The 26,985-nt window shown below is 72.1% G+C and carries 19 protein-coding genes; 11 read left to right on the top strand and 8 right to left on the bottom strand.

The window, feature by feature from the left end:
- Window positions 1-3 precede the first annotated feature (3 nt).
- The 4 genes from ABZX22_RS17280 to ilvC all read left to right on the top strand — a co-directional run bounded on the left by ABZX22_RS17280 (window position 4) and on the right by ilvC (window position 6,127).
- Complete coding sequence (locus tag ABZX22_RS17280) at window positions 4-2,649, top strand: EAL domain-containing protein (protein ID WP_354909720.1); 2,646 nt, start codon at window positions 4-6, stop codon at window positions 2,647-2,649.
- 208 nt (window positions 2,650-2,857) lie between these two features.
- A complete protein-coding gene (locus ABZX22_RS17275; protein ID WP_354909717.1) occupies window positions 2,858-4,594 on the top strand; it encodes an acetolactate synthase large subunit in 1,737 nt (578 codons plus the stop codon).
- Window positions 4,591-5,115: an acetolactate synthase small subunit gene (gene ilvN, locus ABZX22_RS17270; protein WP_354909714.1), complete on the top strand. Its 525-nt coding sequence runs from the start codon at window positions 4,591-4,593 to the stop codon at window positions 5,113-5,115. The genes ABZX22_RS17275 and ilvN overlap by 4 nt, the downstream gene beginning before the upstream one ends.
- Before the next feature lie 22 nt (window positions 5,116-5,137).
- Window positions 5,138-6,127 carry a ketol-acid reductoisomerase gene (gene ilvC / locus ABZX22_RS17265; RefSeq protein ID WP_354910059.1) on the top strand — a complete coding sequence of 330 codons (990 nt, stop codon included), beginning with the start codon at window positions 5,138-5,140 and terminating at the stop codon, window positions 6,125-6,127.
- A 49-nt stretch (window positions 6,128-6,176) separates the two neighbouring features.
- Here ilvC and ABZX22_RS17260 read toward each other — a convergent pair whose 3' ends face one another.
- Complete coding sequence (locus ABZX22_RS17260) at window positions 6,177-7,757, bottom strand: MFS transporter (protein WP_354909712.1); 1,581 nt, start codon at window positions 7,755-7,757, stop codon at window positions 6,177-6,179.
- 185 nt (window positions 7,758-7,942) lie between these two features.
- Between ABZX22_RS17260 and ABZX22_RS17255 the strand changes: the two genes are divergently transcribed.
- Window positions 7,943-11,098 (top strand): BTAD domain-containing putative transcriptional regulator, encoded by a 3,156-nt coding sequence (locus ABZX22_RS17255; RefSeq protein ID WP_354909710.1) that lies wholly within the window; start codon window positions 7,943-7,945, stop codon window positions 11,096-11,098.
- Window positions 11,099-11,329: 231 nt separating this feature from the next.
- Here the strand turns inward: ABZX22_RS17255 and ABZX22_RS17250 are convergent, their stop codons facing one another.
- Window positions 11,330-12,226: a CAP domain-containing protein gene (locus ABZX22_RS17250; protein WP_354909708.1), complete on the bottom strand. Its 897-nt coding sequence runs from the start codon at window positions 12,224-12,226 to the stop codon at window positions 11,330-11,332.
- Window positions 12,227-12,615: 389 nt separating this feature from the next.
- A complete protein-coding gene (locus ABZX22_RS17245) occupies window positions 12,616-13,278 on the bottom strand; it encodes a DUF998 domain-containing protein (RefSeq protein ID WP_354909705.1) in 663 nt (220 codons plus the stop codon).
- Between the two features lie 133 nt (window positions 13,279-13,411).
- Here ABZX22_RS17245 and ABZX22_RS17240 point away from each other — a divergent pair, with 133 nt between their 5' ends.
- Window positions 13,412-13,735 (top strand): YciI family protein, encoded by a 324-nt coding sequence (locus ABZX22_RS17240; protein WP_354909702.1) that lies wholly within the window; start codon window positions 13,412-13,414, stop codon window positions 13,733-13,735.
- 12 nt (window positions 13,736-13,747) lie between these two features.
- Complete coding sequence (locus ABZX22_RS17235; RefSeq protein WP_354909699.1) at window positions 13,748-15,718, top strand: sigma-70 family RNA polymerase sigma factor; 1,971 nt, start codon at window positions 13,748-13,750, stop codon at window positions 15,716-15,718.
- Between the two features lie 241 nt (window positions 15,719-15,959).
- Here ABZX22_RS17235 and dacB read toward each other — a convergent pair whose 3' ends face one another.
- Entirely contained in the window at window positions 15,960-17,507 is a 1,548-nt protein-coding gene (gene dacB / locus ABZX22_RS17230) for a D-alanyl-D-alanine carboxypeptidase/D-alanyl-D-alanine-endopeptidase (protein WP_354909697.1), read from the bottom strand.
- A gap of 186 nt (window positions 17,508-17,693) precedes the next feature.
- Window positions 17,694-18,245, bottom strand: coding sequence for a DUF1707 and FHA domain-containing protein (locus tag ABZX22_RS17225; protein WP_354909694.1), 552 nt, complete (start codon window positions 18,243-18,245; stop codon window positions 17,694-17,696).
- 80 nt (window positions 18,246-18,325) lie between these two features.
- Between ABZX22_RS17225 and ABZX22_RS17220 the strand changes: the two genes are divergently transcribed.
- The 3 genes from ABZX22_RS17220 to ABZX22_RS17210 are packed head-to-tail and all read left to right on the top strand — an operon-like array spanning window position 18,326 to window position 22,067.
- Window positions 18,326-18,838: a PadR family transcriptional regulator gene (locus ABZX22_RS17220; protein WP_354909692.1), complete on the top strand. Its 513-nt coding sequence runs from the start codon at window positions 18,326-18,328 to the stop codon at window positions 18,836-18,838.
- A complete protein-coding gene (locus ABZX22_RS17215; RefSeq protein WP_354909690.1) occupies window positions 18,835-19,533 on the top strand; it encodes an ABC transporter ATP-binding protein in 699 nt (232 codons plus the stop codon). Before ABZX22_RS17220 ends, ABZX22_RS17215 begins: the two co-directional genes overlap by 4 nt.
- Window positions 19,530-22,067: an FtsX-like permease family protein gene (locus ABZX22_RS17210; protein WP_354909687.1), complete on the top strand. Its 2,538-nt coding sequence runs from the start codon at window positions 19,530-19,532 to the stop codon at window positions 22,065-22,067. Before ABZX22_RS17215 ends, ABZX22_RS17210 begins: the two co-directional genes overlap by 4 nt.
- On the opposite strand, the gene ABZX22_RS17205 is transcribed toward ABZX22_RS17210, so the two are convergent.
- The 3 genes from ABZX22_RS17205 to ABZX22_RS17195 all read right to left on the bottom strand — a co-directional run bounded on the left by ABZX22_RS17205 (window position 22,060) and on the right by ABZX22_RS17195 (window position 25,074).
- The gene (locus tag ABZX22_RS17205) at window positions 22,060-22,818 is read right to left on the bottom strand and encodes a class I SAM-dependent methyltransferase (RefSeq protein ID WP_354909684.1); all 759 of its coding nucleotides are present in this window, start codon (window positions 22,816-22,818) and stop codon (window positions 22,060-22,062) included. The genes ABZX22_RS17210 and ABZX22_RS17205 overlap by 8 nt on opposite strands.
- On the bottom strand, window positions 22,766-24,136 hold the full coding sequence (locus ABZX22_RS17200; protein ID WP_354909681.1) for an MFS transporter: 1,371 nt from the start codon (window positions 24,134-24,136) through the stop codon (window positions 22,766-22,768). Before ABZX22_RS17200 ends, ABZX22_RS17205 begins: the two co-directional genes overlap by 53 nt.
- 80 nt (window positions 24,137-24,216) lie before the next feature.
- The gene (locus ABZX22_RS17195) at window positions 24,217-25,074 is read right to left on the bottom strand and encodes a hypothetical protein (protein ID WP_354909679.1); all 858 of its coding nucleotides are present in this window, start codon (window positions 25,072-25,074) and stop codon (window positions 24,217-24,219) included.
- A gap of 231 nt (window positions 25,075-25,305) precedes the next feature.
- On the opposite strand from ABZX22_RS17195, the gene serA reads away from it, so the two are divergent.
- The gene (gene serA, locus ABZX22_RS17190; protein WP_354909677.1) at window positions 25,306-26,895 is read left to right on the top strand and encodes a phosphoglycerate dehydrogenase; all 1,590 of its coding nucleotides are present in this window, start codon (window positions 25,306-25,308) and stop codon (window positions 26,893-26,895) included.
- Window positions 26,896-26,985: the final 90 nt, after the last annotated feature.

Below are 26,985 nucleotides of genomic sequence, written 5' to 3'. Positions count from 1 at the left end.
ACATTGATCCGCTGGCGTGATCCACGGGCGCCGCTGGCCGCCGCAGCCGCGACAGGCGTGGCGGGGCTGGCCGCCGCCCTCGTCGCGGGCGCGCCGGCCCTGGCGACCGCCGCGGTCGCGGGAGGGCTGGCCGCGCTGCTGGCCGCCGTCTCGCTGCTGGTCGCCTCGGTGAAGATGGCGCCCCAGCACCGCACCACGGCGCGCTGGCTGGGCTCGGCGGCCGTGGTCTGGCTGCTCGGCGTGGTGCTGCGCCCCGTCGCGGGCTCCAGCCTGGCGGTCAACTTCTCCGATCTGCTCATGCTCGTCGCCACCGTGCTGCTCGCGGGGGGGTGCGTGCTGTCCGCCGGCAGGCAGATGCGGCCCCAGGTCGTGCTGAGACAGCTGACCGACGCCTACCTGTGCGCGGCCGCGCTCTTCCTGATCAGCTGGGCGGTCGCGCTCCGACCGCTCTACGTCGACGTCGGCGACTCGTCGACGTTCATGATCACGCTGTTGCCCGCGCTGATCGGCCTGCTGCTGACCTGCGCGGTGGGGCCCGTGGTCATCACCGCGAGGTCCCCGCTCTGGCCGCTCGGCCTCGCCGGCCTGGCCGTGCTGGCCGCCGCGACCATCGGTGAGCTGGCGGCAGCCGTCGCCAGGCTCGGCGGCGTCGAGCCGCCCCGGTGGAGCCTCCTGCTCGCCCCCGTCGCCTTCCTGCTGCTGGCCGCGCTGCCGTGGAGCGGCAGGAGGTCGCGGATCGTCGAGGCGGGCGACGAGGCCGCGAAGGCGCCGACCGGCCAGGTCACCGCCACGCTGCTGGCCGCCGTGCCGCTGTGCCTGGTCGTGATCGCCGCGATCGCCATGCTGCTCAACCTCAAGGGCCCGCCCGTGACCGGCGTCGCCGTCATCGCCGTCTCCGCGGTGGTGATCCTGGTGGTGCGCGTCTTCGTGCTCATCGGCGCCACCGCCCGCATGCGCCATCTCGTCGCGCTCGGCGAGCGCCAGCTCCGCGAGCTGGCCGAGAGCACCGGCGACGTGGTCCTGCTGTGCGACTACGAAGGCGTCGTGCGCGAGATGGGCGCGGGCGTCGAGGCCATCTACGGCTACCAGGCCGACGACCTGGTGGGCGGCTCGATCTTCGACTACATCCACCCCGAGGACGTGCCCGGCATCCAGCTGGCCCTGCGCCAGATGGACCTCGACGACGACCAGGCGGCACCGGGCGCCTGCCTGATCGCCTGCCGGGTGCGCGCCGCCGACGGCACCTGGCGGCCCACCGAGTCCGTGGCCACCCGCCACGTGCGCGGCCAGGACCTGCTGCTGATCACCACCCGCGACATCAGCGACGAGGAGGCACTGCGCAACCAGGTCGCGCACCTGACCTTCCACGACGGCGTCACCGGGCTGCCCAACCGCTCCTACTTCGAGGAGCGCACCCGCGAGGTGCTCGAGGGCAGGCAGGCGGGCCGCACCGCGGTGATCTTCCTCGACCTCGACGGGTTCACCTCGGTCAACGACTCGGTGGGGCACGCCAGCGGCGACTACCTCCTGGGGCAGGCGGCGCGCCGCCTGCGCGGTGCCGTACGGCCCGACGACACGCTGGCGCGCTGGGGCGGCGACGAGTTCGCCGTGCTGGTCGAGACGGGGCCCGAGGCCGCGCAGGTCGCGGTCGACGTGGCCGAGCGGCTGGTGCGGGCGGTCTCGCAGGAGCCGTTCAGGGTGGCCGACCGCGACGTGGCGCTGACCGCCAGCGTCGGCGTGGCCTTCGCCGAGGACGGCCTGCCGGCGGGCGACCTGATCCGCAACGCCGACGTGGCGATGGCCAGGGCCAAGGAGCTCGGCGGGCGCAGGGTCGAGGTGTTCGCCGCGCACATGCACGCCGACGTGGTGCGCAGGCTCGAGCTGGCCGCCGACCTGCACCGGGCGCTGGTCGAAGAGCAGTTCGCCATCGAGTACCAGCCCGTCGTCGACCTGGCCACCTCCAGGGTGACCGCCGTCGAGGCGCTGGTGCGGTGGTGGCGCGGATCGGTGTTCGTGCCGCCGGAGCAGTTCCTCGGCCCCGCCGAGGACACCGGGCTCATCGTGCCGCTGAGCGAGTGGATCCTGCGCGAGGCCTGCCGCGAGGTGGCCGCCTGGCGCGCCTCCTCGTGGGACATCGGCCTGTCGCTCAACCTGTCGGCCCGGCAGATCACCGCGCCGCGTTTCGTCGAGACCATCTCCGAGGCGCTGGAGGAGAGCGGCCTGCCCGCCTCCGCGCTCACCCTCGAGGTGATCGAGGAGATGCTGGTCGAGGACGCCGAGGAGACCATCAGCAGGCTGTCGGAGCTGCGCGCCCTCGGCGTACGGCTGGCCATCGACGACTTCGGCACCGGCTACGCCTCGCTGGCCTTCCTGCGCCAACTCCCGGTCGACATGATCAAGATAGACCCGTCGTTCGTCTCCGGCCTCGGCCGCGACGAGACGCTGGCGCTGCTCACCCGCACCATCGTCCGGCTCGGCCACGACCTCGGGCTGATCGTCGTGGCCGAGGGCATCGAGCGGCCCGAGCAGCTGGAGCTGCTCAGGGAGATGGGCTGCACCCGAGGTCAGGGCTACCTCGTGGCCCGGCCCATGGCGGCACGCGGGGTCGACTCGCTCATGCGTACCAATCTCACAAGTCTCGGATCGTGAGACGCGCGTTCCACCAAATTGACACAGCAGCCCTAGGAGCGGCTATCGTGTGTTCCATGCTTCGCAGTGAGATTCTCGTAGTACTTCGCCGGCGCGCAGGCCGTTAGCGAAGCACGTCGACCTGCGCGCCGCCCCAGCCCCGCACCCCCCGTGCGGGCCGGGGCATTTTTTATGTCCTCAATGCTCAACGCCACGCAAGGAACGAGCGATGACCGAACGGATGACAGGTGCACAAGCCCTCGTGAGGGCGCTGGAGCACGTCGGAGTCGACACCGTGTTCGGGATCCCTGGCGGCGCCATCCTTCCCGCCTACGATCCCCTCTACGACTCGACCAAGGTCCGTCACGTGCTTGTACGGCACGAGCAGGGCGCGGGTCACGCCGCCGAAGGCTACGCCCAGGCGACGGGCAGGGTCGGGGTGTGCATGGCGACCAGCGGTCCTGGCGCGACGAACCTGGTGACGCCCATCGCCGACGCCTACATGGACTCGGTGCCCATCGTGGCGATCACCGGCCAGGTCGCCAGCAGCATGATCGGCACGGACGCCTTCCAGGAGGCGGACATCTCCGGCATCACCATGCCGATCACCAAGCACAGCTTCCTGGTCACCGACGCGGCCGACATCGCCCGCACGGTCATGGAGGCGTTCCACATCGCCTCCACCGGACGCCCCGGGCCGGTCCTGGTCGACATCTCGAAGGACGCGCTGCAGGCCGAGACCACCTTCGTCTGGCCGCCGGTCATGCAGCTGCCCGGCTACCGCCCGGTGACCAGGCCGCACTCCAAGCAGATCCGTGAGGCGGCCAAGCTCATCGCCGAGTCCAAGCGGCCCGTCCTCTACGTCGGCGGCGGCGTCCACAAGGCGGGCGCCTCGGCCGAGTTGCTGCGGCTGGCCGAGCTGACCGGCATCCCCGTCGTCACCACGCTGATGGCGCGCGGCACCTTCCCCGACAGCCACCCGCAGCACATGGGCATGCCCGGCATGCACGGCAGCGTGTCGGCGGTCGGCGCGCTGCAGCAGTCCGACCTCATCATCGGCCTGGGCGTGCGCTTCGACGACCGGGTCACCGGACAGCTGTCCACCTTCGCGCCCCACGCCAAGGTCGTCCACGCCGACATCGACCCCGCGGAGATCTCCAAGAACCGCCACGCGGACGTGCCGATCGTCGGCGACTGCCGCGAGGTCATCACCGAGATGATCGCGGCCGTCGAGGCGGAGAACCGCAAGGGCGACTACACCGACTGGTGGAAGACGCTCAACGGCTACAAGACGACCTACCCGCTCGGCTACGAGGAGTTCGCCGACGGCTCGCTGGCGCCGCAGTACGTCATGGAACGGCTGAGCGCGCTCGCCGACTCCGACACCTACTTCGTCGCGGGCGTCGGCCAGCACCAGATGTGGGCCGCGCAGTTCATCGACTACGAGCAGCCCGGCCGGTTCATCAACTCGGGCGGCCTGGGCACCATGGGCTTCGCCGTCCCGGCGGCCATGGGCGCCAAGATGGGCCGCCCGGAGGCGACGGTCTGGGCGGTCGACGGCGACGGCTGCTTCCAGATGACCAACCAGGAGCTGGCCACCTGCGCGATCGAGGGCGTGCCCATCAAGATCGCGGTCATCAACAACGGCAACCTCGGCATGGTCAGGCAGTGGCAGACGCTGTTCTACGACCAGCGCTACTCCAACACCGACCTGCAGACGAAACTCCGGATCCCCGACTTCGTCAAGCTGGCCGAGGCCTATGGTTGTGTGGGTCTGCGGTGCGAGCGGCCGGAGGACGTCGACACCGTCATCAAGGAGGCCATGGAGATCAACGACCGTCCGGTGGTCGTCGACTTCGTGGTCCACCAGGACGCCATGGTGTGGCCGATGGTCGCGGCGGGCACCAGCAACGACGACATCAAGATCGCCCGGGACATGGCGCCGACGTGGGAGAACGAGGAATGAGCAGGCACACGCTGTCGGTGCTGGTGGAGAACAAGCCGGGCGTCCTGGCCCGCGTGTCCTCCCTGTTCAGCAGGCGCGGCTTCAACATCGACTCGCTGGCGGTCGGGCCGACCGAGCACTCCGACATCTCGCGCATGACCATCGTGGTCAGCGTCGAGGAGCTCCCGCTGGAGCAGGTCACCAAGCAGCTCAACAAGCTGGTGAACATCCTCAAGATCGTCGAGCTCGACAGCTCCCAGTCGGTCCAGCGCGAACTCATGCTGATCAAGGTCAAGGCCGACGCCGAGACCAGGTCGCACGTTCTCGAGCTGGTCCAGCTGTTCAGGGCCCGCTGCGTCGACGTCGCGTCCGACGCGGTGACCATCGAGGTCACCGGCACCCCGGACAAGCTCGAGGCCTTCATCAAGGTGCTGGAGCCGTTCGGCATCAAGGAGCTTGTCCAGTCGGGCATGGTGGCCATCGGCCGCGGCGCCCGTTCCATCACCGACCGGTCCCTCAGGGCACTGGACCGTACCGCCTGAAAGGTTTATGTAAGTGACCGAGATCTTCTACGACGACCAGGCCGACCTGTCGATCATCCAGGGCCGGGTCGTGGCCGTCATCGGGTACGGCAGCCAGGGCCACGCCCACGCCCTCTCCCTGCGTGACTCCGGCGTCGACGTCCGCGTGGGCCTGCCCGAGACCTCCAAGAGCAGGGACCTGGCCGCGGCCGAGGGCCTGCGCGTGGTCACCCCCGCCGAGGCGGCCGCCGAGGCCGACCTCATCATGATCCTCGCGCCGGACCACCTCCAGCGCGGCATCTACGAGAACGACATCAAGCCGAACCTGCAGGAGGGCGACGCGCTCTTCTTCGGCCACGGCCTCAACATCCGCTACGGCCTCATCGAGGCGCCCGAGGGTGTCGACGTCGCCATGGTCGCCCCCAAGGGCCCCGGCCACCTCGTGCGCCGCCAGTACCAGGCGGGCCGCGGCGTGCCGTGCCTCGTCGCGGTGGAGAAGGACGCCTCAGGCAAGACCCTCGACCTGGCGCTGTCCTACGCCAAGGGCATCGGCGGCACCCGTGCGGGCGCGCTGAAGACGACCTTCACCGAGGAGACCGAGACCGACCTGTTCGGCGAGCAGGCCGTCCTCTGCGGTGGCGTGTCCGAGCTGATCAAGGCGGGCTTCGAGACGCTGATCGAGGCCGGGTACCAGCCCGAGGTCGCCTACTTCGAGTGCCTCCACGAGATGAAGCTGATCGTCGACCTCATGTACGAGGGCGGCGTCTCCAAGATGTACTGGTCGGTGTCCGACACCGCCGAGTACGGCGGCTACACCCGCGGCCCGCGCGTGGTCACCGAGGAGACCAAGAAGGAGATGAAGCGCATCCTGGCCGAGATCCAGGACGGCACCTTCGCCCGGCAGCTGGTCGAGGAGTTCGACGGCGGCCAGAAGGAGTTCACGCGCTTCCGCGACGAGCTGGCCGAGCACCCGATCGAGAAGACGGGCGCCAAGCTGCGTCCGATGATGAGCTGGCTCAAGTCCGAGGGCTGACCCGCTCCCGGGCGTCCCTGACCGGGACGCCCGGGCGGCGTCGCGCCCCTCACGGGGAAGCGGCACCGACGAGGGCCGCATCGCCCTCCGCCCGGTCGCAGGTACCTGCTCTGTCGCCGGTTCCTGCTCTGTCGGCGGTACCTGTCCTGTCGCCGGTACGGCAGGCCCGCCCACGCGCCTCCGCGGTCACCGGCCGGCCTCCGTCCAGGGGACGCTCCTCGAGCGCGCGGGGCCGCTCGCCGTCACGGACCCCGCCCCCTCCTTCCACCAGCCGCCAGGTCAGCACGGCCGCGCCCAGCGCGAACACCACCAGCAGGGCCAGCCCCGCGCGCGCCGCGCCCGTCCAGTCGCCGGCGTCGAGCACGCCGAAGAACACCAGGCCGGTCGCCGTCACCCCGAGCACGCCGCCCACCTCCTGGACGGTTCCCAGCACACCGGCCGCCGCGCCCGCGTGCGCCTGCCGTACCGATGCCAGGACCGCCGACAGCAGCGGCGACATCACCAGGCCCATCCCCGCGCCCGCCAGGAAGAGCCCGGGAAGCAGCGCGCCCGCCGGTCCGCCGAGCGCGTGGACGTTCCACAGCAGTCCCGCGGCGAGGGTGAGCGCGCCCGCCACGGGCAACCGCCTGCCCTGCCGCGCGCCCATGCCGCGCCTGGAGCACAGCGACGCGGCGAAGAATCCCGCGTTGACCGCTGTGAACAGCGCGCCCGACGCCATCGGGGTCAGGCCCCTGCCGTCCTGCAGGTAGAGGGCGAGCAGGAACGACAGGCCGGAGGAGCCGCCGAACAGGAGCGCCACGGCGCCCAGCCCCGGCACGAACCCGCGCTCGCGGAAGACGCTCAGGTCGAGCAGGGGGTTCGCGAGCCGCTTCTGCCTGGCGACGAACGCCGCCATGAGGGGGAGCGAGGCGGCGAGGCAGGCCCATGACCAGGCCGGCCAGCCGGCTTCCTGGCCGTGGGCGAGCGGGAAGACGACGGCCACCAGGCCCGCGGCCACCAGTGCCGCCCCCAGCAGATCGAGCCTGCGCCGCTCCGGCCTGCGGTGGTCCGGGGGCGCGGCGGGTGGGCCGGGCAGGAGACGGCGGGCGCGGGCCAGGGCGAGCAGGCCGATCGGGACGTTGACCAGGAAGCAGCCGCGCCACCCGAGCCCCGCCACGTCCGCCGCGATCAGCGCGCCGCCGATGACCTGGCCGCCGACGCCCGCGAGGCCGACCGCGGTGCCGTACCAGCCGAACGCCTTCGCCCCGTCGGCGCCCTGGTAGAGCGTCCTCATCAGGGTCAGCACCTGCGGCGCCATCAGCGCCGCCGCGCCGCCCTGCGCGATCCGCGACGCCACCAGGAACGCCGGGTCGGGGGCCGCGCCGCAGGCGGCCGAGGCCAGCGTGAACAGGGCGAGGCCGGCGAGGAAGACCCGGCGGGGGCCGTGGAGGTCGCCGAGTCGTCCCGCGATGATCACGCCGGCCGCGTACGCCAGGCCGTAGCCCGCGATCACCAGCTGGGTCGCGGACTCGCCGGCGCCGAGGTCGGCGCGGATGGCGGGCAGCGCGACGTTGGCGATGAAGAAGTCGAGGGTCGTGACGAACGCGGCCACGAGCAGGACGGGCAGCGCCCTCCACCTGGTGCCGCTCATGGACGGACCGCGACCTGGTCGAGGCCGTCGACGGCGGGCGGGCTGGGGACGTGCGGGCGGCAGGTGCCGCATGCCTTCCTGGGGCGGTTCATGGGGATCAGCCTGGCGAGGGCGGGTTATGGAAGCCTTACGGTGATCCCGTAGCCGCCCCGAAATCGTCGGTGGCGCTTGTTAGCTTGAGCGGCATGCGATTCGGGGTGCTCGGCCCGCTGGCGGTCTGGTCGACGGAGGGGCGTTCGCTGCGCATACCCGAGGCGAAGGTCCGGGCCCTGCTCGCCGACCTGCTCGCGCACGCGGGCCGGCCGGTCCCGGCCGACCGCCTGATCGACGACCTGTGGGGTGACCGGCCGCCGGGCAAGCCGGCGGCGGCGCTGCGGGTCAAGGTGTCCCAGCTGCGCAGGGTGCTGGAGGAGGCGGAGCGGGACGGCAGGCGGCGGCTGGCCTTCGCCCCCTCGGGCTACGCGCTGCGCGTGGAGCAGGGCGCGCTCGACGCCGACCGGTTCGAGGCGCTCGCCGGGAAGGCCCGCGCGAGCGACGACCCCGCCACCAAGGTCGCGCTGCTGGCCGACGCGCTGGCGTTGTGGCGCGGCGAGCCGTTCGCCGACGTCGCCGACGAGGAGTTCGTCCGGCCGGTGCGCGCCCGCCTGGCCGAGCAGCGGCTGGTGGCGATCGAGGAGCAGGCCGAGGCGAGGCTCGCCCTCGGCGAGCACGCCCAGCTCGCGGCCGAGCTGGCCGACCTGGTGGCCGAGCACCCGCTCCGCGAGCGGCTGCGGGCCGTCCACCTGCGCGCCCTCTACGGCGCGGGCCGGCAGAGCGAGGCGCTCGACGGCTACGCCGGGCTGCGCACCCTGCTGGCCGAGGAGCTCGGCCTCGATCCCGGGCCGGAGCTGGCGGCGCTCCACCAGGCGATGCTCGAACAGGACCCCGCGCTCGACGCCCCGCCCGCCACCACTCCCACCAACCTGCCCGTGCCCATGACCGGCCTGATCGGCAGGGAGGGCGCCACGGCCGAGGTGCGGTCGCTGGTCGAGTCCCACCGGCTGGTCACGCTCACCGGGCCGGGCGGGGTCGGCAAGACCCGGCTCGCGCTGGAGGTGGCCGCGCAGCTCGAAGGAGCGCACCCCGACGGGGTGTGGCTGGTCGAGCTGGCTGCCCGACCCGCCACCGGCGGGGTCGTCGACGCCATCGCGGCGGCGATGGGCGTCCGTGACGACAGGGCGGCGGGCAAGCGGGGCGCCGACGCCACCGAGCGGCTGGCCGACGTGCTGCGTGCCAAACGCGTGCTGCTCCTGCTCGACAACTGCGAGCACGTCGTCGACCAGGTCGCCGCCGTCGCCGAGAGACTGCTGCGGTCGGCGCCCGCGCTACGCGTCCTGGCCACCAGCCAGGAGGCGCTGGCCATCGACGGGGAGCGGCTGTGGGCCGTCCAGCCGCTCGACCTGCCCTCGGGCACGGGCGACCCCGCCGCCTCCAGCGCCGTGCGGCTCTTCGCGGCGCGGGCGACCGCGGCCGCGCCGGGGTTCGTCCTCGACGAGCGCAACGCGGAGGCGGTCGCGGCCGTCTGCCGCCGCCTCGACGGGCTGCCGCTCGCGCTGGAGCTGGCCGCCTCACGCATGCGCGTGCTCAGCCCGGCCCAGCTCGCCGATCGGCTCGACGACCGGTTCCGCCTGCTCGGCGCGGGCAGGCGGGGCGCCCCTGCCAGGCAGCAGACCCTGCGCGCGATGATCGACTGGAGCTGGGAGCTGCTCACGGAGGCCGAGCGGGTCGTGCTGCGCCGCCTGGCCGTCCATGCCGACGGCTGCACGCTGGAGGCCGCCGAGGCGGTGTGCTCAGGGGAGGGCGTGCACCCGGCCGACGTGCTCGACCTGCTGGCCAGGCTCGTCGACCGCTCGCTCGTCGTCACCGTGACGACGCCGCTGGGCACCCGCTACCGCCTGCTGGAGTCGGTGGCCGCCTACTGCCTCGAACGGATGGAGGAGGCGGCCGAGCTCGCATGCGTGCGGCGCCGCCACGCCCACCACTACCTCGCCCTCGCCGAGGAGAGCGGCCGGCGGGCCGCGGGGCGGTCGCGGTGGCTGGCGGCCATCGACGCCGAGAGCGCCAACCTGCGCGCCGCGCTCGACACCGCGGCCCGCCAGGGCGCGGCGGAGCTCGCGTTGCGCCTGGCCAACGCCATGGCTCTGCATTTCCTGATGCGCTGCCGCTTCGACGAGGGGCGCAGGGCGCTGGCTCTGGCGCGGTCCGTCGAGGGTGCGGCCGACCCGGTCCTCAGGGCGCTGGCCGAGATCCTGGAAGCGGGCCTGACGCTGCGCCTGGGGGTCGCCGTCGATCTGAGGGGGCGGGTGGAGGCCGCGCTCGCCGTGCTGGAAGCGGCGGGAGATCTCCACCTGCTGGCCAGAGCCCAGTGGTTCCTCGGGTTCAGCATGTGGGGCCACGGTGTCCAGCTCCGCAGCGAGGAGCTGATCGCCAGGTCTCTGGCGGTGTGCGAGACGGTCGGCGACCGGTGGGGCACGGCGGCCGGGCTGGTCGCCCGTGCCCTCCACGCCATGATGAGGGGCGACCTCCCCGGTGCCGAGCGGGACGGCGAGCGCAGCGCGGAGCTGTTCGAGGAGCTCGGCGATCACTGGGGGATCCTGCAGACGGTCGAGCCGCTGGCGACGCTCGCGGAGATCGACGGCGACTACGAGCGGGCCGCGGCGCTTCACTCCCGTGGCCTGGCCATGGCCGAGGAGCTGGAGCTGGGGTTCGAGGTCTCCAGGTACACGGCGGGGCTGGGCCGCATCGCGCTGCTGCGGGGCGACTACGCCAGGGCTGACGAGCTGCACGAACGGGCCAGGCGGCTCGCGGTGACGCAGGCGCACCCCTACGCCGAGCAGTTCGCCGAGATCGGGCTCGCGCTCAGCGCCCGGCGGCAGGGCCGGCTCGACACCGCGGAGAAGCACCTGCGCACCTCGCTCGACTGGATCAGGAAAGCGGGGGAGTCGGGCTCGGCCCTGCTGCTGGCGGAGCTGGGCTTCATCGCCGAGCTGCGGGGAGATGCCGAGCTGGCCACGTCGCTGCACCGCGAGAGCCATGCCCATGCCAGCGCCATCGCCGATCCCCGGGCGATCGCGCTGGCGCTGGAGGGAATGGCGGGCGCGGTGTCGCTGAGCGGCGATCACCGGCGTGCCGCCAGGCTGCTCGGGGCGGCCGCGGCGGCCAGGGAGTCGGTGGGGCGGCCGCTGCCGCAGGCCGAACGCGGCGACGTCGACCGGATCACGGCGCGGGTGGTGGCAGCGCTGGACGAGGAGCCTTTCCTGGCCGAGTTCCGGGCGGGCGCCGGCGACCCGGTCCCGGTGTGAGCCGCGGGACCTCGGCGGGTCCCGGAGGCGGGCATCGGGCGAGGCAACGGCGCGGGCCCGCCTGCCGCTCCCTTGTGAGCCGCCGGATCTGGGCGGTTCCGGAGTCGGGCGTTTGGACAACGGAACGGCGCGGGCCCGCCTGCCGCTCCCTTGTGCGGAGGAGGAGCGGCGGCGGGCCCGCTGGGAGGCGTCGGGCGGGGTGATGGGTTGACCCGACGCACGTGAGGGAAATCAGTGGCGGGCGAAGACCTGGGTCCAGTGCGGGCCCTTCGCGTCGTGCCCGACACCGATGTGGGTGTAGTTGCAGTTCATGATGTTCGCGCGGTGCCCAGGGCTGTTCATCCAGCCCCGAACCACGTCGGCGGCGGTGCGCTGGCCCATGGCGATGTTCTCTCCCCAGGCGCTGACGGGGGAGAAGCCCGAGGCCTTGATGCGGTCGCCGGGGCCGCGGCCGTCGGGTGAGGTGTGGCTGAAGTAGCCCTTGGCCGCCATGTCCGCCGAGTGGCCCTCGGCCGCGGCGCGCAGCTGCGGGTCGTGGGTGAGCGGCTTGCAGCCGCCGGAGGCGCGCTCCGCGTTGGTGAGCTTGACGACCTCGTCCTCGATGGTCGTGCCGCCACCGGTCGGCGTGCTCGTCGGGGTCGCCGTCGCCGTCGCCGTCGCCGTCGCCGTGGCGGTCGGGCTGGCGGTCGGGCTGGCGGTCGGGGTGGTGCTCGGGCTCCCGGTGGGCGACGGCGCGGGCGTCGGGGTGGTGTCGCACGAGATCGAGGCGACGCCGGAGCGGTGCGAGTTGCCCCGGTAGTCGGTCGCGGTCACGTAGAGGCGGCGCGGCACGTCGCTGCAGCGGATCCCGGCCACGACGCTGCCGTTGGTGACGAGCTGCGAACCGCTCTTGACCAGGCGGTCCGGTCCCGGGCGCACCTCGATGACGCGGACCCGCAGGCGCGCCTGGTCGTCGCAGCCGGTCCGGGCGGCGCCGCCCCTGACGGTGCCGGTGGTGTCGAGGTATGGCTTGGCCGCGACCACGCGGCAGGAGTTCTTCGGCTGGGTCTCCGCATACGCGGCGGTGACCGACGTGCTCAATGCCGCCAGACTTCCGAGGCAGGCGAGTGCCTGGAGCTGTCTGCGCACGTTGTCCTCCGTTGGGGTTAGACACTGGGTCGATGACGCATTCTGGTGTGACTGAAACGAAATGTCACGAAAAAACCACGAAAATCTGGGGCTCCATGTGTCCCTTTCGTAACAAAGATCTCTTGTGTCCGCGGTAAACCATGTGCCCGACCTGCGCGTCTGCGTCTCTTCGATCTCTGCGCCACCAGATGTGATGTGAAACATGTCGAGTGCCGGATTCCGCCTAGCCAAAACCGCTGATCAGCCGCGGTCCGCCTCGATCGCCCCTCGCCCTTCCACGCCGATCTCATGCCGGAACCCCGGGTACGCCGAACGGCCCCGCCTCTCCCGCCCGCCCCCGAGATGAGGGGCGGAGGGGAGGAGCAGGGCCGAGAGGGGCAGGGCGGCGGTCACGAGCTGCGGCGGTAGTGGGCGGCGACCACGGAGATCCAGAGCATCGCGGTGATGGCCCCGACGGCCAGGGTGAGGGATCCGGCCGTGCCCCCGCTCATCGCCCAGCCGTTGCCGAGCAGGAGGGCGGTGCCGGCGACGCGGGAGGCGACGGCGCGGCCGCGGTCGCCGGCCCGGCTGAAGTGGCGGCCCAGGATGTAGCAGGCGGCGATCAGGGCGGCGAAGGCGATCGATCCGGCGGCCATGTGGCCGTAGCCGTGCCAGCTGATCGTCTGCGGCATGCCGTACGGGGTGCCGGTGGGGAAGCCGTCGCCCGGGTCCATGACCAGGACGCCGGCGGCCATCATGCCGATGCCGTTGAGGCGGACCAGCCGCGGCACCCACGTCCCGCCGGGGGCGCCGTGCATCGCACGGCGCAGGCCGGACGCGCCCACGACGGTCAGCACACCCGCGACCAGGAAGTTGGCGATCTGCAGCCAGCCGAGTGAGCCGTTGGCCAGCGCGCTCAACGGGTGGCGGGTCAGGTCGAAGCCCTCGCGGGTGGCGGCCTGCAGGAGTGAGACCGTCGCCCACAGCGGCGCGGCCACGGTCGCGCAGGTGAGCAGGGCGCGGGTGGTGGCGGCGGGGCCGGCGGTGGCGGTGGGGAGCTGGATGGCGGTCATGTCCGGTGCCTTTCTCGGTGTCGGTTCTCATCCAGACGTCGATCCAGCGATGTGACAGGGAATGCGGGTGTTCCCTGTTGCTAGGGTGGTACGACGCGTAGGCAGTGACACGTGAACACGAGGAGGCAGGCCCATGCGCTACCTGATGATGTCCAAGGCTTCTGACACGCCCCCTGACGAGACCCTCTACGTCGAGATGGCCGCGTTCGTCGAGGAGCTGACCGCGGCGGGCATCCTGCTGGCCACCGGCGGCCTCGAGCCCGGCGGCATCCGCGTGACGTCCACCGGAGACGAGATCACCGTGACCGACGGGCCGTTCGCCGAGGCGAAGGAGGCCGTGGCCGGGTTCGCGCTGGTGGAGGTGCGCTCGAAGGAGGAGGCGATCGAGCTGACCCGCCGCTTCCGCAAGATCGTCGGAGACGGCGAGAGCGTCATCCAGCAGGTCTTCGGGGCCTGATCCGCTGCCGGCATGTCCACGACGGACGCCCATCGCAGCGTCGACGCGGTCTGGAAGCTGGAATCGGCGCGGATCATCGCCGCGCTCGCCCGGATGGTGCACGACGTCGGCCTCGCCGAGGAACTGGCCCAGGACGCGCTCGTCGCCGCGCTCGAACAATGGTCGCAGTCGGGGGTCCCGGATAATCCGGGCGCCTGGCTCATGGCCGTCGCCAAGCGCAGGGCCATCGACCACATCCGGCGCTCCGCCCGCCTGGAGAGCGGGTATGAGCGGTTGGCCCATGAGCTTCACCAGCCGCAGGACACCGAGCCGCAGGACACCGAGCAGCAGGACGTCCTGCGGTTGATGTTCGTCTCCTGCCACCCCGTGCTGCCGACCGAGGCGCGGGTCGCGCTGACGCTGCGGCTCCTCGGCGGCCTGACCGCCGCGGAGATCGCGCGGGCGTTCCTCGTCACCGAGCAGCGGATCGCCCAGCGCATCGCCCATGCGAAGCGGACCCTCGCCGCGGAGGCGGTGCCGTTCGAGCTGCCCGACGGCACGGAGACGGCCGCGCGCCTGTCGTCGGTGCTCGAGGTCATCTACCTGATCTTCAACGAGGGGTACTCGGCGACGTCGGGCGACGACCTGATGCGGCCGGGGCTCTGCCTGGAGGCGCTGCGGCTCGGCCGGCTGCTGGCCACGCTCGCCCCGGACGAGGCCGAGGTGCACGGGCTGGTGGCGCTCATGGAGATCCAGGCGTCCCGCTCGGCCGCGCGGACCGGGCCGTCGGGAGAACCCGTCCAGCTGCACGAGCAGAACCGGGGGCGCTGGGACCAGCTCCTCATCCGCCGCGGGTTCACCGCGATGCTGCGGGCCAGGGCGATCGGCGGCGCTCCCGGCCCCTACGTGCTGCAGGCGGCGATCGCCGTGTGCCACGCGCAGGCGCGAACCCCCGAGGACACCGACTGGGTGCAGATCGCCGCGCTGTACGAAGGGCTGGCCCGCCTGCTGCCGACGCCGATCGTGCAGCTCAACCGGGCTGTGGCCGTCGGTATGGCGCACGGGCCGCAGGCCGGGCTCGCCGTGGCCGACACCCTCGTCGAGGATCCCGTGCTGCGCGACTACCACCTGCTGCCGAGTGTCAGGGGCGATCTCCTGCTCCGCCTGGGACGGCACGCGGAGGCGCGGCTGGAGTTCGAGCGCGCCGCGGCCCTCACCAGGAACGCCGCCGAGCGTGACTTCCTGCGCCGCCGCGCCGACGAGATCGCGGTCACCGGCGCGCCCGTCCGGACGCTTGGCCGGGCCGTACAGGAATTCCTCGCACGGGACGATCTCGGCGCCCCGACGATCCGCTCCTACCGGCAGACCCTGCGCCGCCTGCTCCTGGCCCTGGGCGAGCAGCTGCCGCTGGACTCCCTCACCGCCGCCCACGTCACCCGGGTGTTCCAGACGGCCTGGGGCGACGCGGCGGCCAGGACATGGAACCGGCATCGGTCCGCCATCCGGTCGTTCGGCGCCTGGGCGTCCCTTGACGATCTCGCGGCGGGCCTCGACCGGCGACCCGAGACGCGCGCACCCGCGGAGCCGATCGGCCCGGCACAGCTGGAGGCGCTGTGGAGCAGCCCTGACCTGCCCCTGCGCGAGCGGACGTTGTGGCGCCTGCTGCACGAGTCCGGGGCCGGGGTGACCGCCGTCCTGTCGCTGAACGTGGAGGACCTGGACCTCGACGACCGCCGGGCCCGCGCGGGCGGCACCTGGGTGAGCTGGCGCTCGCAGACCGCCGGACTCCTCCCTCTCCTGGTGGCCGGCCGCACCCGTGGGCCGGTGTTCCTCACCGATCGGCGGCCGCGGCCGGCCACGACGCCGGCGGCCGACCTGTGCCCGGAGACGGGACGCCGCCGCCTGTCCTACGAGCGGGCGGAGTACCTGTTCAAGCAGGCGACGAAAGCCCTCGACCCGTCGGGCGGCGGCTACACCCTCCGCCGGCTGAAGGTCGTCTCGTAGCCGCTCCCTCCTCCCGGCCGGTACGGCACGCCGCGCCACGCGCCACCCCGGGCGCGTGGCCGGGCTCCGTCCAGGGACACGCGTCACCGAGCGTCCGTGGCCGGGCGCCGTTACGGAGGGCGATGTCCGGACGGTACGTGGCGGATGGGCCCGCTGTCCCGGCTCCGACCGCCCACGGCCCGGAAAGGGGACGGCCCGCCTGGAAGGTTCCGGGCGGGCCGTGCGGGTGACGGTCAGAGGGTCAGCACTCGACGGGCTTGAGCCACGAGCACTCCAGCTCGCCGCCCTCCGGCGCGGCCGGGCTCTCCTCGCCGCGCAGCTGGGCGGCGGTGTCCGGGGTGGTGCGGCTGAACTTCGCCAGCCGTACCGCGATCTTGTCCTCGATGTCCTTGGGCGACCCGGACAGGTACTGGTTCAGCATGATCGAGAACACCAGCGGCTCGCCCTCGGCGCTCGTCACGTACCCGGACAGCGACGTGACGCTCGTCAGCGACCCGGTCTTGGCGTGGACGTTGTTGGCGGCGGGCGTGCCGCGCATCCGGCTGCGCAGGGTGCCGCCGGTGAAGCGGTCGGCGTTGCCGGCGATGGGCAGCGCGTCGTACCAGGTCTTGAACCACGGCTTGCTCCGCACCGACAGCAGCAGCTGGCTGATGGAGGTGGCGGTGACGCCGTCGCGGCGGGACAGGCCGGAGCCGTCGCGCAGGTTCAGGATCTGCACCCCGTTGGCCTTGGCGAAGTCGGAGGTGGCCTTGAGCCCGGCGGCCCACGTGCCCTGGCCGGCGACCTTGCGGCCCATGGCCTTGGTCAGGATCTCGGCGTGGATGTTGTTGCTGAGCTTCATGAACGGCACCAGCAGCTCGCTCAGCGGCATCGACTCGTGCTTGGCCAGCTCGGTCGCCCCCTCGGGCGCGCCGCTCACGGTGGGACCGAGGACCTTGACGCCGTGGGCGTTCAGCGCCTTGCGGAACAGGGAGGCGGCGTAGCGGGTGGGGTCGTCGACGGCCACCCACTCGCTGTACGGCCCGGCCACGGTGCCGGTGATGACGACCGTGTTGGTGGCGTGCCGGCGTTCGACGAGCACGTCGGTCGAGGTACCGACGGTGGCGTTGTTGACGATCTTCAGGTAGTCGGTCTCGGGGGTGGTGGAGACCTTGACCTTGTCCCCGTCGGGCGCGACCGAGACGATGACCGAGCCCGCGTCGTAGTCCTTGTCGGGTGAGGCGGTCAGCGCGGAGATCGGGGCGGCGTAGTAGGCGGTCTCGTCGTCCCAGGCCCAGTCCTGGCCGAGCCGTACCGTGTCGAACCAGGTGTCGTCGGTGACCAGCTTGCCGGTGACCAGCTTGACGCCCTTCGCGGCGACGGCGGCGGCGAGCGTGTCGTAGTCGGCGGCCAGCATCGTCGGGTCGCCGGTGCCGCGCAGCACCAGGTCACCGGTGAGCACGGACCCGACGGTACGGCCGGCGGCCAGCGCGCTGGTGGTGAACCGGTGGTCGAGGCCGAGCACCTCGGCCGCGGCCGCGGAGGTGAACAGCTTGGCGTTGGAGGCGGGGGTCATGAGCTTGCCCGCGTCGTTCGAGTAGAGCTCCTCGCCGGTGGCGGCGCTCTTGACCACGACGCCGGCGCGGGCGATGTCCAGCCGGGAGTCGCTGAGGATCTGGTTGAGGTCCTGGGTGAGGTCGGTGACGCCGGGGGAGGGGTCGGCGGCCGTGGCGGGAGCGACGGGGCCGGACGCCCACGCGAGGGCCACGACGAGCGCTCCGGCGGCGAGTGAGGCGGGGGTGCGACGCATGGAGGTCTCCAGGGTGCGTACTTGGTCTCGCAGGGATCATGGGAGCGCCGATCCCCCGCCGCAATCCGCAAATTTCCGTATCTTTCCCGGCGTCCTTGCCGAGGTTGGCCATCCCGCACGTCGCCGCAGCGTGTGACGGCAGGTGGAAGCGCCTCGGCGCGGAACGGAAACCGCGGGCGCTGCGGGTCAGACGGTGGTCGCCGGGCTGGACACCAGGAAGCCCACGTCGCCGAACGAGATCTCGTCGCCCGAGCGCACGCGCGCGGGCCCCACCAGCCGCCATCCGTTGAGGCGGGTGCCGTTCAGCGATCCCAGGTCGACCAGCATCCATGACCCGTCGTCGGTCCTGCGCAGCTCGGCGTGCACCCGGGAGACGGTCAGGTCGGCCAGCACCAGGTCGCAGGCCGACCCGCGGCCGACCACGTACCTGAGCCTGCTGTCGTCGGGCAGCGCCAGGCGTGGCAGGCGCGGCTTGCGCCACGCTGACTGCACCCGGGTGGTGAACTCCGAGACCGAGGCCACCGCGTCGGTCAGCCGCTGCCGGAGGGTGTTGCGCGGGGGAAGGTCGGCGACCAGCTCGTCGAGCTCGTGGCGGCTGCGCGCGCGCAGTGCCTGATCGACTCGGCCCACGAACGTGTCGTGACTCAGACGCCCCTCGACGGCGCGGTCGCGGAGCTCGTCGATGGCGCGATCACGTTCCCCATCGGAGGCGCGAAATGGGGGTTGCGTCGAGCTCATGCCCCGAGTATCGGCCCGAACCGCGTTTCCTGTCCAGAAAACCTTGAATGGGGCATACTGCGTATGCATACTCAGTATTTATGTCGATCAGACACGGGCTCCTGGCGCTGCTGAGCCAGGGGCCTCGGTACGGCTATCAGCTGCGCGCGGAGTTCGAAGCGTCGACGGGGGCGACCTGGCCGCTCAACATCGGCCAGGTCTACACGACGCTTTCGCGCATGGAACGGGACGGCCTGGTCGCCTCCGGCGAGGAGGACGAGCAGGGCCGGGTCGTCTACACGGTCACCGAGGCCGGTCGGGCCGAGATGGGGCGATGGTTCAGCACCCCCGTCGCCCAGTCCGACCGGCCGAGGGACGAACTGGTCATCAAGCTGGCGATGGCCGTCACCGCGAAGGACGTGGACGTCGGCAAGGTCGTGCAGCGCCAGCGGACCGCCACGATGCGCACCCTGCAGGAGCTGACCCGGGCCAAGCGCGCCGGCTCGGCGGGCCCCGCCCAGCGTCTGGTGCTGGATTCGATGATCTTTCAGGCCGAGGCCGAGCAGCGCTGGCTCGACCACTGCGAGGCCGTACTCAAGGAGGCTGGAGCATGAAGCAGGTGGTGGTGTCGTTGCACGACGTGGCGCGCGTACACGGGGAGGGCGAGGCCGCCGTCCACGCCCTGAGGGGCGTCAGCCTGCAGGTCGCGTCGGGGGAACTGGTGGCGGTCATGGGCCCGTCGGGCTCGGGCAAGTCGACGCTGCTCAACCTCGCGGGCGGCCTCGACCGGCCCACCGGCGGCACGGTGACCGTCGAGGGCGTCGACCTGGCGACCGTCAAGGACCTGGCGGCGCTGCGGCGCAGGAGCGTCGGCTACGTCTTCCAGGACCTCAACCTCATCCCCTCGCTGACCGCGGCGGAGAACGTCATGCTGCCCCGCGAGCTCGACGGCGTGCGCGCCCACGACGCCCGGCGGGGGGCGCTCGAGGTGCTGGGCCAGGTGGGCCTGGCGCACGTCGCCGACAGGTTCCCCGACGAGATCTCCGGCGGGCAGCGCCAGCGCGTCGCGATCGCCAGGTCGTTGGTGGGCGAGCGGCGGCTGATCCTGGCCGACGAGCCGACGGGCGCGCTGGACACGCCGACCGGCGACGAGATCCTCGAGTTACTGCGCAGCCGCTGCGAGGCGGGCGCGGCGGTGCTGCTGGTCACCCACGAGTCGCGCTACGCGGGGTGGGCCGACAGGGTGGTGTTCCTGCGCGACGGGCTGATCGCCGACACGACGGCCGCGCCGGTGGAGAGCGCCCGATGAGGGCCGCGCTGCGCATCTCCCGGCGTGACGCCGCCAGGGCCAAGGGGCGCACCGCGCTGATCATGGTGATGATCGGCCTGCCGGTCCTGGTGATCACGGGGTTGCTCACCGTCGCGGCGACCGCGAACGTCTCGCTCCGCGAAGGGCTGGTCAGGCAACTGGGCGCGGCCGACCTGCGGATCACGACGACGGAGTACGCCAGGGTCGGCGAGCAGTACGGCTCCACAGGGCTGCCGGGCCCCGTCGACGACGGCGGACCGAAGCGGGGCGGCCCCACGACCGCGGCGCAGGCGGCGGCGCGGCTGCAGCCCGGCGCCAGGCTGATCGGCTTCGACGAGGGGAGCGTCGACGTCTGGCTCGAGGACGGCTACGAGCACGTCAGCGCGGCCGAGATCGACCTGCGCGATCCCCTGGCGAAGGGCATGCGGCCGCTCGTCGCGGGCCGCTACCCCGCCGGTCCCGACGAGGTGGTGGTGGCCAACGGGCTCCCGTTCCGCCCCGGCGAGACCATCAGGGTCACCCGGGCCGACCGCCAGGTGAGAGTGGTGGGCGTGGTGGCCTACCCGTTCAGCTCCGCGCACCGCGAGATCATCGGGTTCAGAGGCGTGCTGCTGCTGGACAAGCGCGACGGCGCCGGCACCGGCTGGCTGGCCGACACCCCGGCCCCCGCGACCCTGGCCGACACACGGCGCCTCAACGAGGTCGGCCTCGTCGGTCTCTCGGCGCTCACCGCCGCCTACGACGGGCCGATGGAGCGGACGACGAGCACGGAGGTGCTGGCGGTCGCGCTCGTCGTCTTCATGGTGACGGCGGAGACGGTCCTGCTGGCCGGACCCGCGTTCGCCATCGGACTGCGGCGGCGCAGGACGGAGCTGGCGATGATCTCCGCCCAGGGCGGCTCGGCGGCGCACCTGCGGGCCATCGTGCTGGCCGACGGCCTCGTCCTGGGCGGCCTCGCCTCCGCCGTGGCGGCCGTCGCCGGGACGGCGGGCGGGCTGCTGCTGGTGCCGTTCGTCTCGACCACCGTGGGCCCGACCGACGTGCCCTGGTGGCAGGTGGCGGGCGTGGCGGCGCTCGGGCTGGTCAGCGGCGTGGTGGCGGCGCTGGTTCCCGCCCAGCAGGCGGCCCGCCAGGACACCGCGGCCGTGCTGGCAGGACGCTCGGGCAGCACCCGGGTCAAGGCCGGCAAGCCGGTGCTCGGGCTGGTCCTGGTGGCCGCCAGTCTCGTCGCGATGGTTCTGGCGGCGAGGACCGAGGAGTTGTGGATCTTCATGGCCGCCATGCTCGGGCTGCTCGGGATGGTGGCGCTGACGCCGTGGATCGTCACGGCCACGGGGCGACCGGCCGGCCGGCTGCCGCTCGCGTTGCGGCTGACCGTGCGCGACGCCGTCCGGCATCGCGTGCGTACGGCGTCGGCCGTCGCGGCCGTCATGACCGCGACCGCCGGAGCCGTCACGGTGGGCATCGGGATCTACAGCCAGCACATCGCCCACCAGGAGTCGTACCGGTCCGCCATTCCGGCCGGCACGCTGGCGATCAGTGCGGCCGCCGCGGACGACGCGGAATGGGCCAAGATCCGCACGGCCGTGGAGGAACGGCTGCCCGGCGTCGAACTGGTCGGAGGGTACCGCGCGGCGGACGACCGGGGCCGCCGGCTCGACCTGCGCGCCCGGCGGCCGGTCCGGTGTGACGGATGCGGTGTGGAGTCCTTCGACTTCTCCATCGGCGACCAGCGGCTGCTCGATCTGTTCATGGGCGGGCACGACCCGCGCACGGCCGCCGCGTTCGCGGCGGGCAAGGCGGTGGTCTTCGACCCGTCGCTGGTGCGCGACGGCAGGCTCGTCGTCGAGGCCGGCACCTACGCGTCCCGCCACCCGTACCAGACCTTCGAGTTGCCCGCGATCGTGGCGAAGGCGGCCGACCGGAACCTGGGCGCCGTCCTGGTCCCGCCGTCGGCGGTGGCGGCGAAGGGGTGGAAGCTCACCGAGCGCCAGCTCCACGCGCGGCACCAGCCGAAGGCCGTGGACAGGTTCAAACGGGACCTCCTGGCGATCAGTCCCCATGCCGGCGCCAACCTGGAGTGGGGATATCACCGCGACATCGGCGATGAACTGCTCGTGCTGCTGGGCGGCGCGCTGGTGCTGGTGCTCGGCGGCACGTTCGTGGCCACCGCGCTGGCGGCGGCCGACATGCGGCCCGACCTCGCGACCGTCTCGGCGGTGGGCGCGCCCGCCACGACGGGCCGGCTGGTGGTGGCCGGCCAGGCCGGCTACATCGCCGGTCTCGGCGCGCTGGTGGGCGCCGTCGCCGGCGCCGCCCCCGGTGTCGCGCTGGCGTGGGTGATGACCAGCGGCGACGGCACGACCCGGGCATACGGCTGGGTCCGCGTCATGCAGGACATCAAACCGGCGACGATCGCCGTGCCGTGGCCCCTGGTCGGCGGCCTCGTGATCGGCCTGCCGCTGCTGGCCGCGCTCGTCGCGGGAGTGTTCGCGCGGCCAGGAAGGCTGACGGTGACCCGTCGCCTCACCTGACGGCGCGGCGCACGCGGAGCTTGGACTGCTTGAGCGGCAGGAGCTCCCAGTCGTCCATGAACTCCGCCGTCAGGCCGTGCCGCTCGGCCAGCCGCGCGAGCGTCTCGGTGCGGTAGTAGAAGTCTTCGCGCAGGACGTGGTGCTCCTTGCCCTGCGTCCTGTCGAAGGTGAAGTCGAACCAGCCGTCGGGCTTCATGACGCGGGTCACGTGCGCGAAGCACTCCTCGATCACGTGCAGAGGGGAGTGGGAGAAGACGCTGTGGGCGTGGACGACGTCGAAGTACTCGTCCGGCAGGAACTCGAAGCGCAGATCGCGGACGGGGATGAGGTGGGGGAGCTTGCCCTGCAGGCCGTAGTCGGCGAGCGTCCGCTGGGCGGCGAAGAGGATGTCGGGAGAGATGTCGAGCCCGTAGTAGTTGCCGGGGGAGAGGTAGTCGATGAACAGCCGCCCGGCGCGCAGGTTGCCGCAGCCGATCTCCAGCATGCGGTGCTCGGGGCGCAGGCCGTGCGTGACCAGGTAGTCGAACTGCGTCTGGCCCAGCTTCAGCCACCGCTGCCTGCTCTTGGCGCCGACGGCGCGGTCGGGGTTGCGGCCGGTGTCGGAGCGCATCACGGCCCGGTAGTAGTCGACGTGGTCACGGGTGTGCAGCCGGAACCACAGGTCTCTGGTGAGCCGCCGCGCGTGGGGGAGGACTCTGTCAGGGTGCCGGAGGGCGTATCTCGCCTGATGTAGAAGACTCGAGCGGGTCATGCAGAACATGTTCCGCTGTCAATCGGTAACGGAACGTCATGAGGACGGCAAGAAAGATAATGGAGGCTGGCACGGCTGTTTGACCGAGGAGCACGGCGGTGACGGCCGATTCCGGCTGCGCCACCGGCCTGCCCGGATCGGACGGCACGAATCCACCCAGCGACAGCACCGCGCCGAAGATCAGCGCGCCGAAGGCGCTCACCGCGCTCTCGACCGCCGTCCACAACCCGGTGAACACCCCCGCGCGCCGCATGCCGGTCGTGGCGGCGTCGAGGGCGATCACGTCGGCCAGCATCGAGAACTGCAGCAGCTGGACGCCGGCGAACCCGATGCCCACCACCAGCAGCATGAGGTGCGCGAACAGGTCGCCGAACAGGGGCGTGGCGACCGCCGCCGCCGTACCGCAGGCGAAGAGGAGGCCGGCGATGAGCATCGCCCCCCGCTTGTCGTAACGCTTGGACAGCTTCAGCCACAGCGGCATCGTGAGCAGGATCGGCCCGATCAGCGCGGCGAACAGCGTGCTGGTCGCCTTGGGGTCGTCGAGCACGTAGGTGGCGAAGTACGGCGCCGCCGCCAGCATCACCCCGACGGCGAGGAACTGCGTGCAGCTCAGCGCCAGCAGCCAGCCGTACGACGCGTTGCCGCGCAGCACCGCGAACTGCGACCACAACGAGCCGCCGTCGGGCTCGGGGGCGCCGGTCATGGGGGCGCGGGCCGTACCGAAGAAGGCGCCGAGCATGGCGGCCAGCATCACGATCGCGATGGTGACGCCCATCAGCCGGTAGCCGGCCTGCGTCCCGCCGTCGCCCTGGCTGTTGACGATGGCGGGTGCGACGACGCCGCTGATCACGGTCGCCGCGCCGATGAAGACCATCCGCCACTGCAGCAACGCGGTCCGCTCGTGGTAGTCGCCGGTCATCTCGGCGGGCATCGCCTTGTACGGCACCTCGAACAGCGCGTAGGCGGTGGCGGCGACCAGGAAGACCGCCGCCACGTAGACGGCGGCGGGCGTGCCGGTGAGCGGGGGGCCCGCGAACAGCGCCGCGAAGGCGAGCGGGAGCGTGCAGGCGCCCGCCAGCATCCACGGCCTGCGCGGTCCCATCCGTGACACCGTACGGTCGGACCACCGGCCCACCAGCGGGTTCACGACCAGGTCCCACGCCTTGGGCGCGGCCACGACCAGGCCGGCGAACCACGCGGGCACGGCCAGGAAGTTGGTCATGTAGTAGAGCAGCAGCAGTCCCGGCACCGCGGCGAAGGTGGCCGTGCAGAACGAACCCACGCCGTACCCGAGCCGCACGCCGGTGGAGACGATCACGCCGCCAGTCAAGCCGACCGAGCTCTTGCTCGGTAGGCCCAATCAGTCCGTGACGTCCGCGCTCTTGCTCGGTAGGCCAATCAGTCCGTGACGTCCGCGCACACCACGTGCGCGCCCAGCTCCACCATCCTGCGCTCGCTACGCGCGTCGGCCACCCGGGCCATGAGGATCGGCGCCTCGCTGGCCGCCAGCTGCGGCAGCCTGGCGCGAACCCCGCGGTGCAGGTCGCGGACCACGTCCTCGGCCGCCGACATGTGGACCTTGACGTGCAGCATGATGCCGGGGGCGCCCGAGGCCGTCCGCGCCTCGGAGATCCACACGTGGTGGACCAGCGGGTAGTCGGACAGCAGCAGCACGATCGCGCCGCGCAGCGCGGGCAGGATCGGGTGGGTGCACCGGCGGTAGCCGGGATCCACCTGCTGCATGGGCCCCGACAGGTGGGGGCGCGGCGCGGGGATCCACGACTGCGGCGCGGGCGCGATCTGCACGGGCGGCGCGCTCTGCAGCACCGAGCCACCGGTCGAGACCGCGGCCATGGCCCCGGTCGCGTACGCGGTGGGCATCGCGCCGGACAGCACCGGCTGCGATCCCGTCCGCGTCGAGACGAGGAAACGCTGGAGATCCTCGATCGGTACGGCTGCCGCGGCCGGGCCTGCGGCGTCGATCACGATCTCCCGCACGCCGGTGACGCGCTGGATGTCGAGGATGGTGTCGGCGTCGCAGGCCGACAGCGAATGGCCGCCCCGGTGCCGTGCGTAGGTTTGGGGCCCGGTATAACCGAGCAGGACGCGGTCACCGACCTGGGTCGTGCCCAGGACGACGGAGCGGTCAGGGCGCACGGCGACCAGGATTCCCCTGTCGGCGAGTGCGGCCAGCAGCAGGTGCGGACTGCCGTGCTGGACGAGCACGTCGGCGAGAGCGGGGTTCCCGATGCTCATAGGGTGAACGATAGGTAGTAGCCCACGGCTTATCAGGCTAATAGCGAAGAAATCTCCCGATCAAGACAAAGTTGGCTGCGGTCGGGATGAGTTCCCGGGGGGTGGGTACCGGGCTCGCCCAGATCCTGAGACCCTCGTGAATGCGTTCACAAGCCTAGATAGACTCAGAGAGATCCGAGGGGCCCGCTGACGTGTCCCTCAGCCCGTCGCATGCCCGAAGGATCCATCACAGTGAACAAGCCCGTCGTTCTGGTCGCAGAGGAGCTGTCGGAAGCAGGTCTCGCGGTGCTCGGCGCCGACTTCGAGGTCCGTCACACCGATGGCGCCGACCGCTCGCAGTTCCTGCCCGCGCTCGCCGACGTGGACGCGCTCATCGTCCGTTCCGCCACCCAGGTGGACGCCGAGGCCATCGCCGCGGCGCCGAAACTGCGCGTCGTCGCCCGCGCGGGTGTCGGTCTCGACAACGTCGACGTCGAGGCGGCGACGAAGGCCGGCGTCATGGTCGTGAACGCGCCGACCTCCAACATCACCAGCGCCGCCGAGCAGACGATCGCACTCATCCTCGCCAGCGCCCGCAACACCGCGCAGGCCCACGCCGCGCTCAAGAACGGCGAGTGGAAGCGGTCCAAGTACACCGGCGTCGAGCTCGACGAGAAGATCGTCGGCATCCTCGGCCTCGGCAAGATCGGTCAGCTCGTGGCCCAGCGGCTGCAGCCGTTCGGCGTCGAGCTGATCGCTTACGACCCCTACCTGCCGCCGGCCCGCGCCGCGGCGATGGGCGTCAAGCTGGTCAGCCTCGAGGAGGTCATCAGGACCGCCGACTTCATCACCGTGCACCTGCCGAAGTCGAAGGAGACCCTGGGTCTCATCGGCGACAAGGAGCTGCACGAGGTCAAGCCGTCGGTGCGCATCATCAACGTGGCCCGCGGCGGCATCGTCGACGAGACCGCGCTCTACTCCGCGATCAAGGAAGGGCGCGTGGCAGGCGCGGGCCTGGACGTGTTCGCCAAGGAGCCCTGCACCGACAGCCCGCTGTTCGAGCTGGACCAGGTCGTCGCCACCCCGCACCTCGGCGCCTCCACCCACGAGGCCCAGGAGAAGGCCGGCACCCAGGTCGCCCGCAGCGTCAAGCTGGCCCTCGCCGGCGAGTTCGTGCCCGACGCGGTCAACGTTCAGGGCGGCGTCGTCGCCGAGGACGTCAAGCCGGGCCTGCCGCTGGCCGAGAAGCTGGGCCGCGTCTTCACCGCGCTCGCCGGTGAGACCGCCACCAAGCTCGACATCGAGGTCCGTGGCGAGATCGCCGCGCAGGACGTGCGGGTGCTGGAGCTGGCCGCGCTCAAGGGCGTCTTCACCGACATCGTCGAGGACGCCGTCACCTACGTCAACGCACCGCTGCTGGCCAAGGAGCGCAGCCTGACCGTCGAGCTGGTCACCAGCTCCGAGAGCCCCGACTGGCGCAACGTCGTCGGCGTGCGCGGTGTGCTGGCCGACGGCCGCACCGTCTCGGTGTCGGGCACGCTGTCGGGGCCGCGCCAGATCACCAAGATCGTCGAGGTCAACGGCTACGAGATGGAGATCGAGCCGACCGACCACCTGGCCTTCTTCACCTACACCGACCGGCCCGGCATCGTCGGCGTCGTGGGTCACCTGCTCGGCGAGAAGGGCATCAACATCGCCTCCATGCAGGTGGCGCGGGACGTCAAGGGCGGCAAGGCGCTGATCGCGCTGACCGTCGACTCGGCGATCCCGTCGGACGTGATGGACCAGATCGTGGCGGAGATCGGCGCCGACAGCGGGCGCTCGGTCGACCTGTCCGATTGACGCTTCCCATGGAGAACGCCCTTCCGCCGCTCGGCGGGAGGGCGTTCTTTCTTTCCGCTGTCGTCTCGCATCGTGAGATATTCGGACGTC

Origin of the sequence: Nonomuraea sp. NPDC003804, from assembly GCF_040610675.1 — a bacterium.
Classification (GTDB): domain Bacteria; phylum Actinomycetota; class Actinomycetes; order Streptosporangiales; family Streptosporangiaceae; genus Nonomuraea.
The sequence above is the reverse complement of the archived record's forward strand: the minus strand, read 5'-3'. Positions and strand labels throughout refer to the sequence as shown.

Coding starts and splice junctions, on each gene's coding strand:
- ABZX22_RS17260 (WP_354909712.1), bottom strand. CDS start 7,757: ATGAGCGGCACCAGGTGGAGGGCGCTGCCCGTCCTGCTCGTGGCCGCG.
- ABZX22_RS17220 (WP_354909692.1), top strand. CDS start 18,326: ATGTCGATCAGACACGGGCTCCTGGCGCTGCTGAGCCAGGGGCCTCGG.
- ABZX22_RS17235 (WP_354909699.1), top strand. CDS start 13,748: ATGTCCACGACGGACGCCCATCGCAGCGTCGACGCGGTCTGGAAGCTG.
- ilvN (WP_354909714.1), top strand. CDS start 4,591: ATGAGCAGGCACACGCTGTCGGTGCTGGTGGAGAACAAGCCGGGCGTC.
- ABZX22_RS17225 (WP_354909694.1), bottom strand. CDS start 18,245: ATGAGCTCGACGCAACCCCCATTTCGCGCCTCCGATGGGGAACGTGAT.
- ABZX22_RS17210 (WP_354909687.1), top strand. CDS start 19,530: ATGAGGGCCGCGCTGCGCATCTCCCGGCGTGACGCCGCCAGGGCCAAG.
- ABZX22_RS17245 (WP_354909705.1), bottom strand. CDS start 13,278: ATGACCGCCATCCAGCTCCCCACCGCCACCGCCGGCCCCGCCGCCACC.
- dacB (WP_354909697.1), bottom strand. CDS start 17,507: ATGCGTCGCACCCCCGCCTCACTCGCCGCCGGAGCGCTCGTCGTGGCC.
- ABZX22_RS17255 (WP_354909710.1), top strand. CDS start 7,943: ATGCGATTCGGGGTGCTCGGCCCGCTGGCGGTCTGGTCGACGGAGGGG.
- ABZX22_RS17240 (WP_354909702.1), top strand. CDS start 13,412: ATGCGCTACCTGATGATGTCCAAGGCTTCTGACACGCCCCCTGACGAG.
- ABZX22_RS17205 (WP_354909684.1), bottom strand. CDS start 22,818: ATGACCCGCTCGAGTCTTCTACATCAGGCGAGATACGCCCTCCGGCAC.
- ABZX22_RS17215 (WP_354909690.1), top strand. CDS start 18,835: ATGAAGCAGGTGGTGGTGTCGTTGCACGACGTGGCGCGCGTACACGGG.
- ABZX22_RS17195 (WP_354909679.1), bottom strand. CDS start 25,074: ATGAGCATCGGGAACCCCGCTCTCGCCGACGTGCTCGTCCAGCACGGC.
- ABZX22_RS17275 (WP_354909717.1), top strand. CDS start 2,858: ATGACCGAACGGATGACAGGTGCACAAGCCCTCGTGAGGGCGCTGGAG.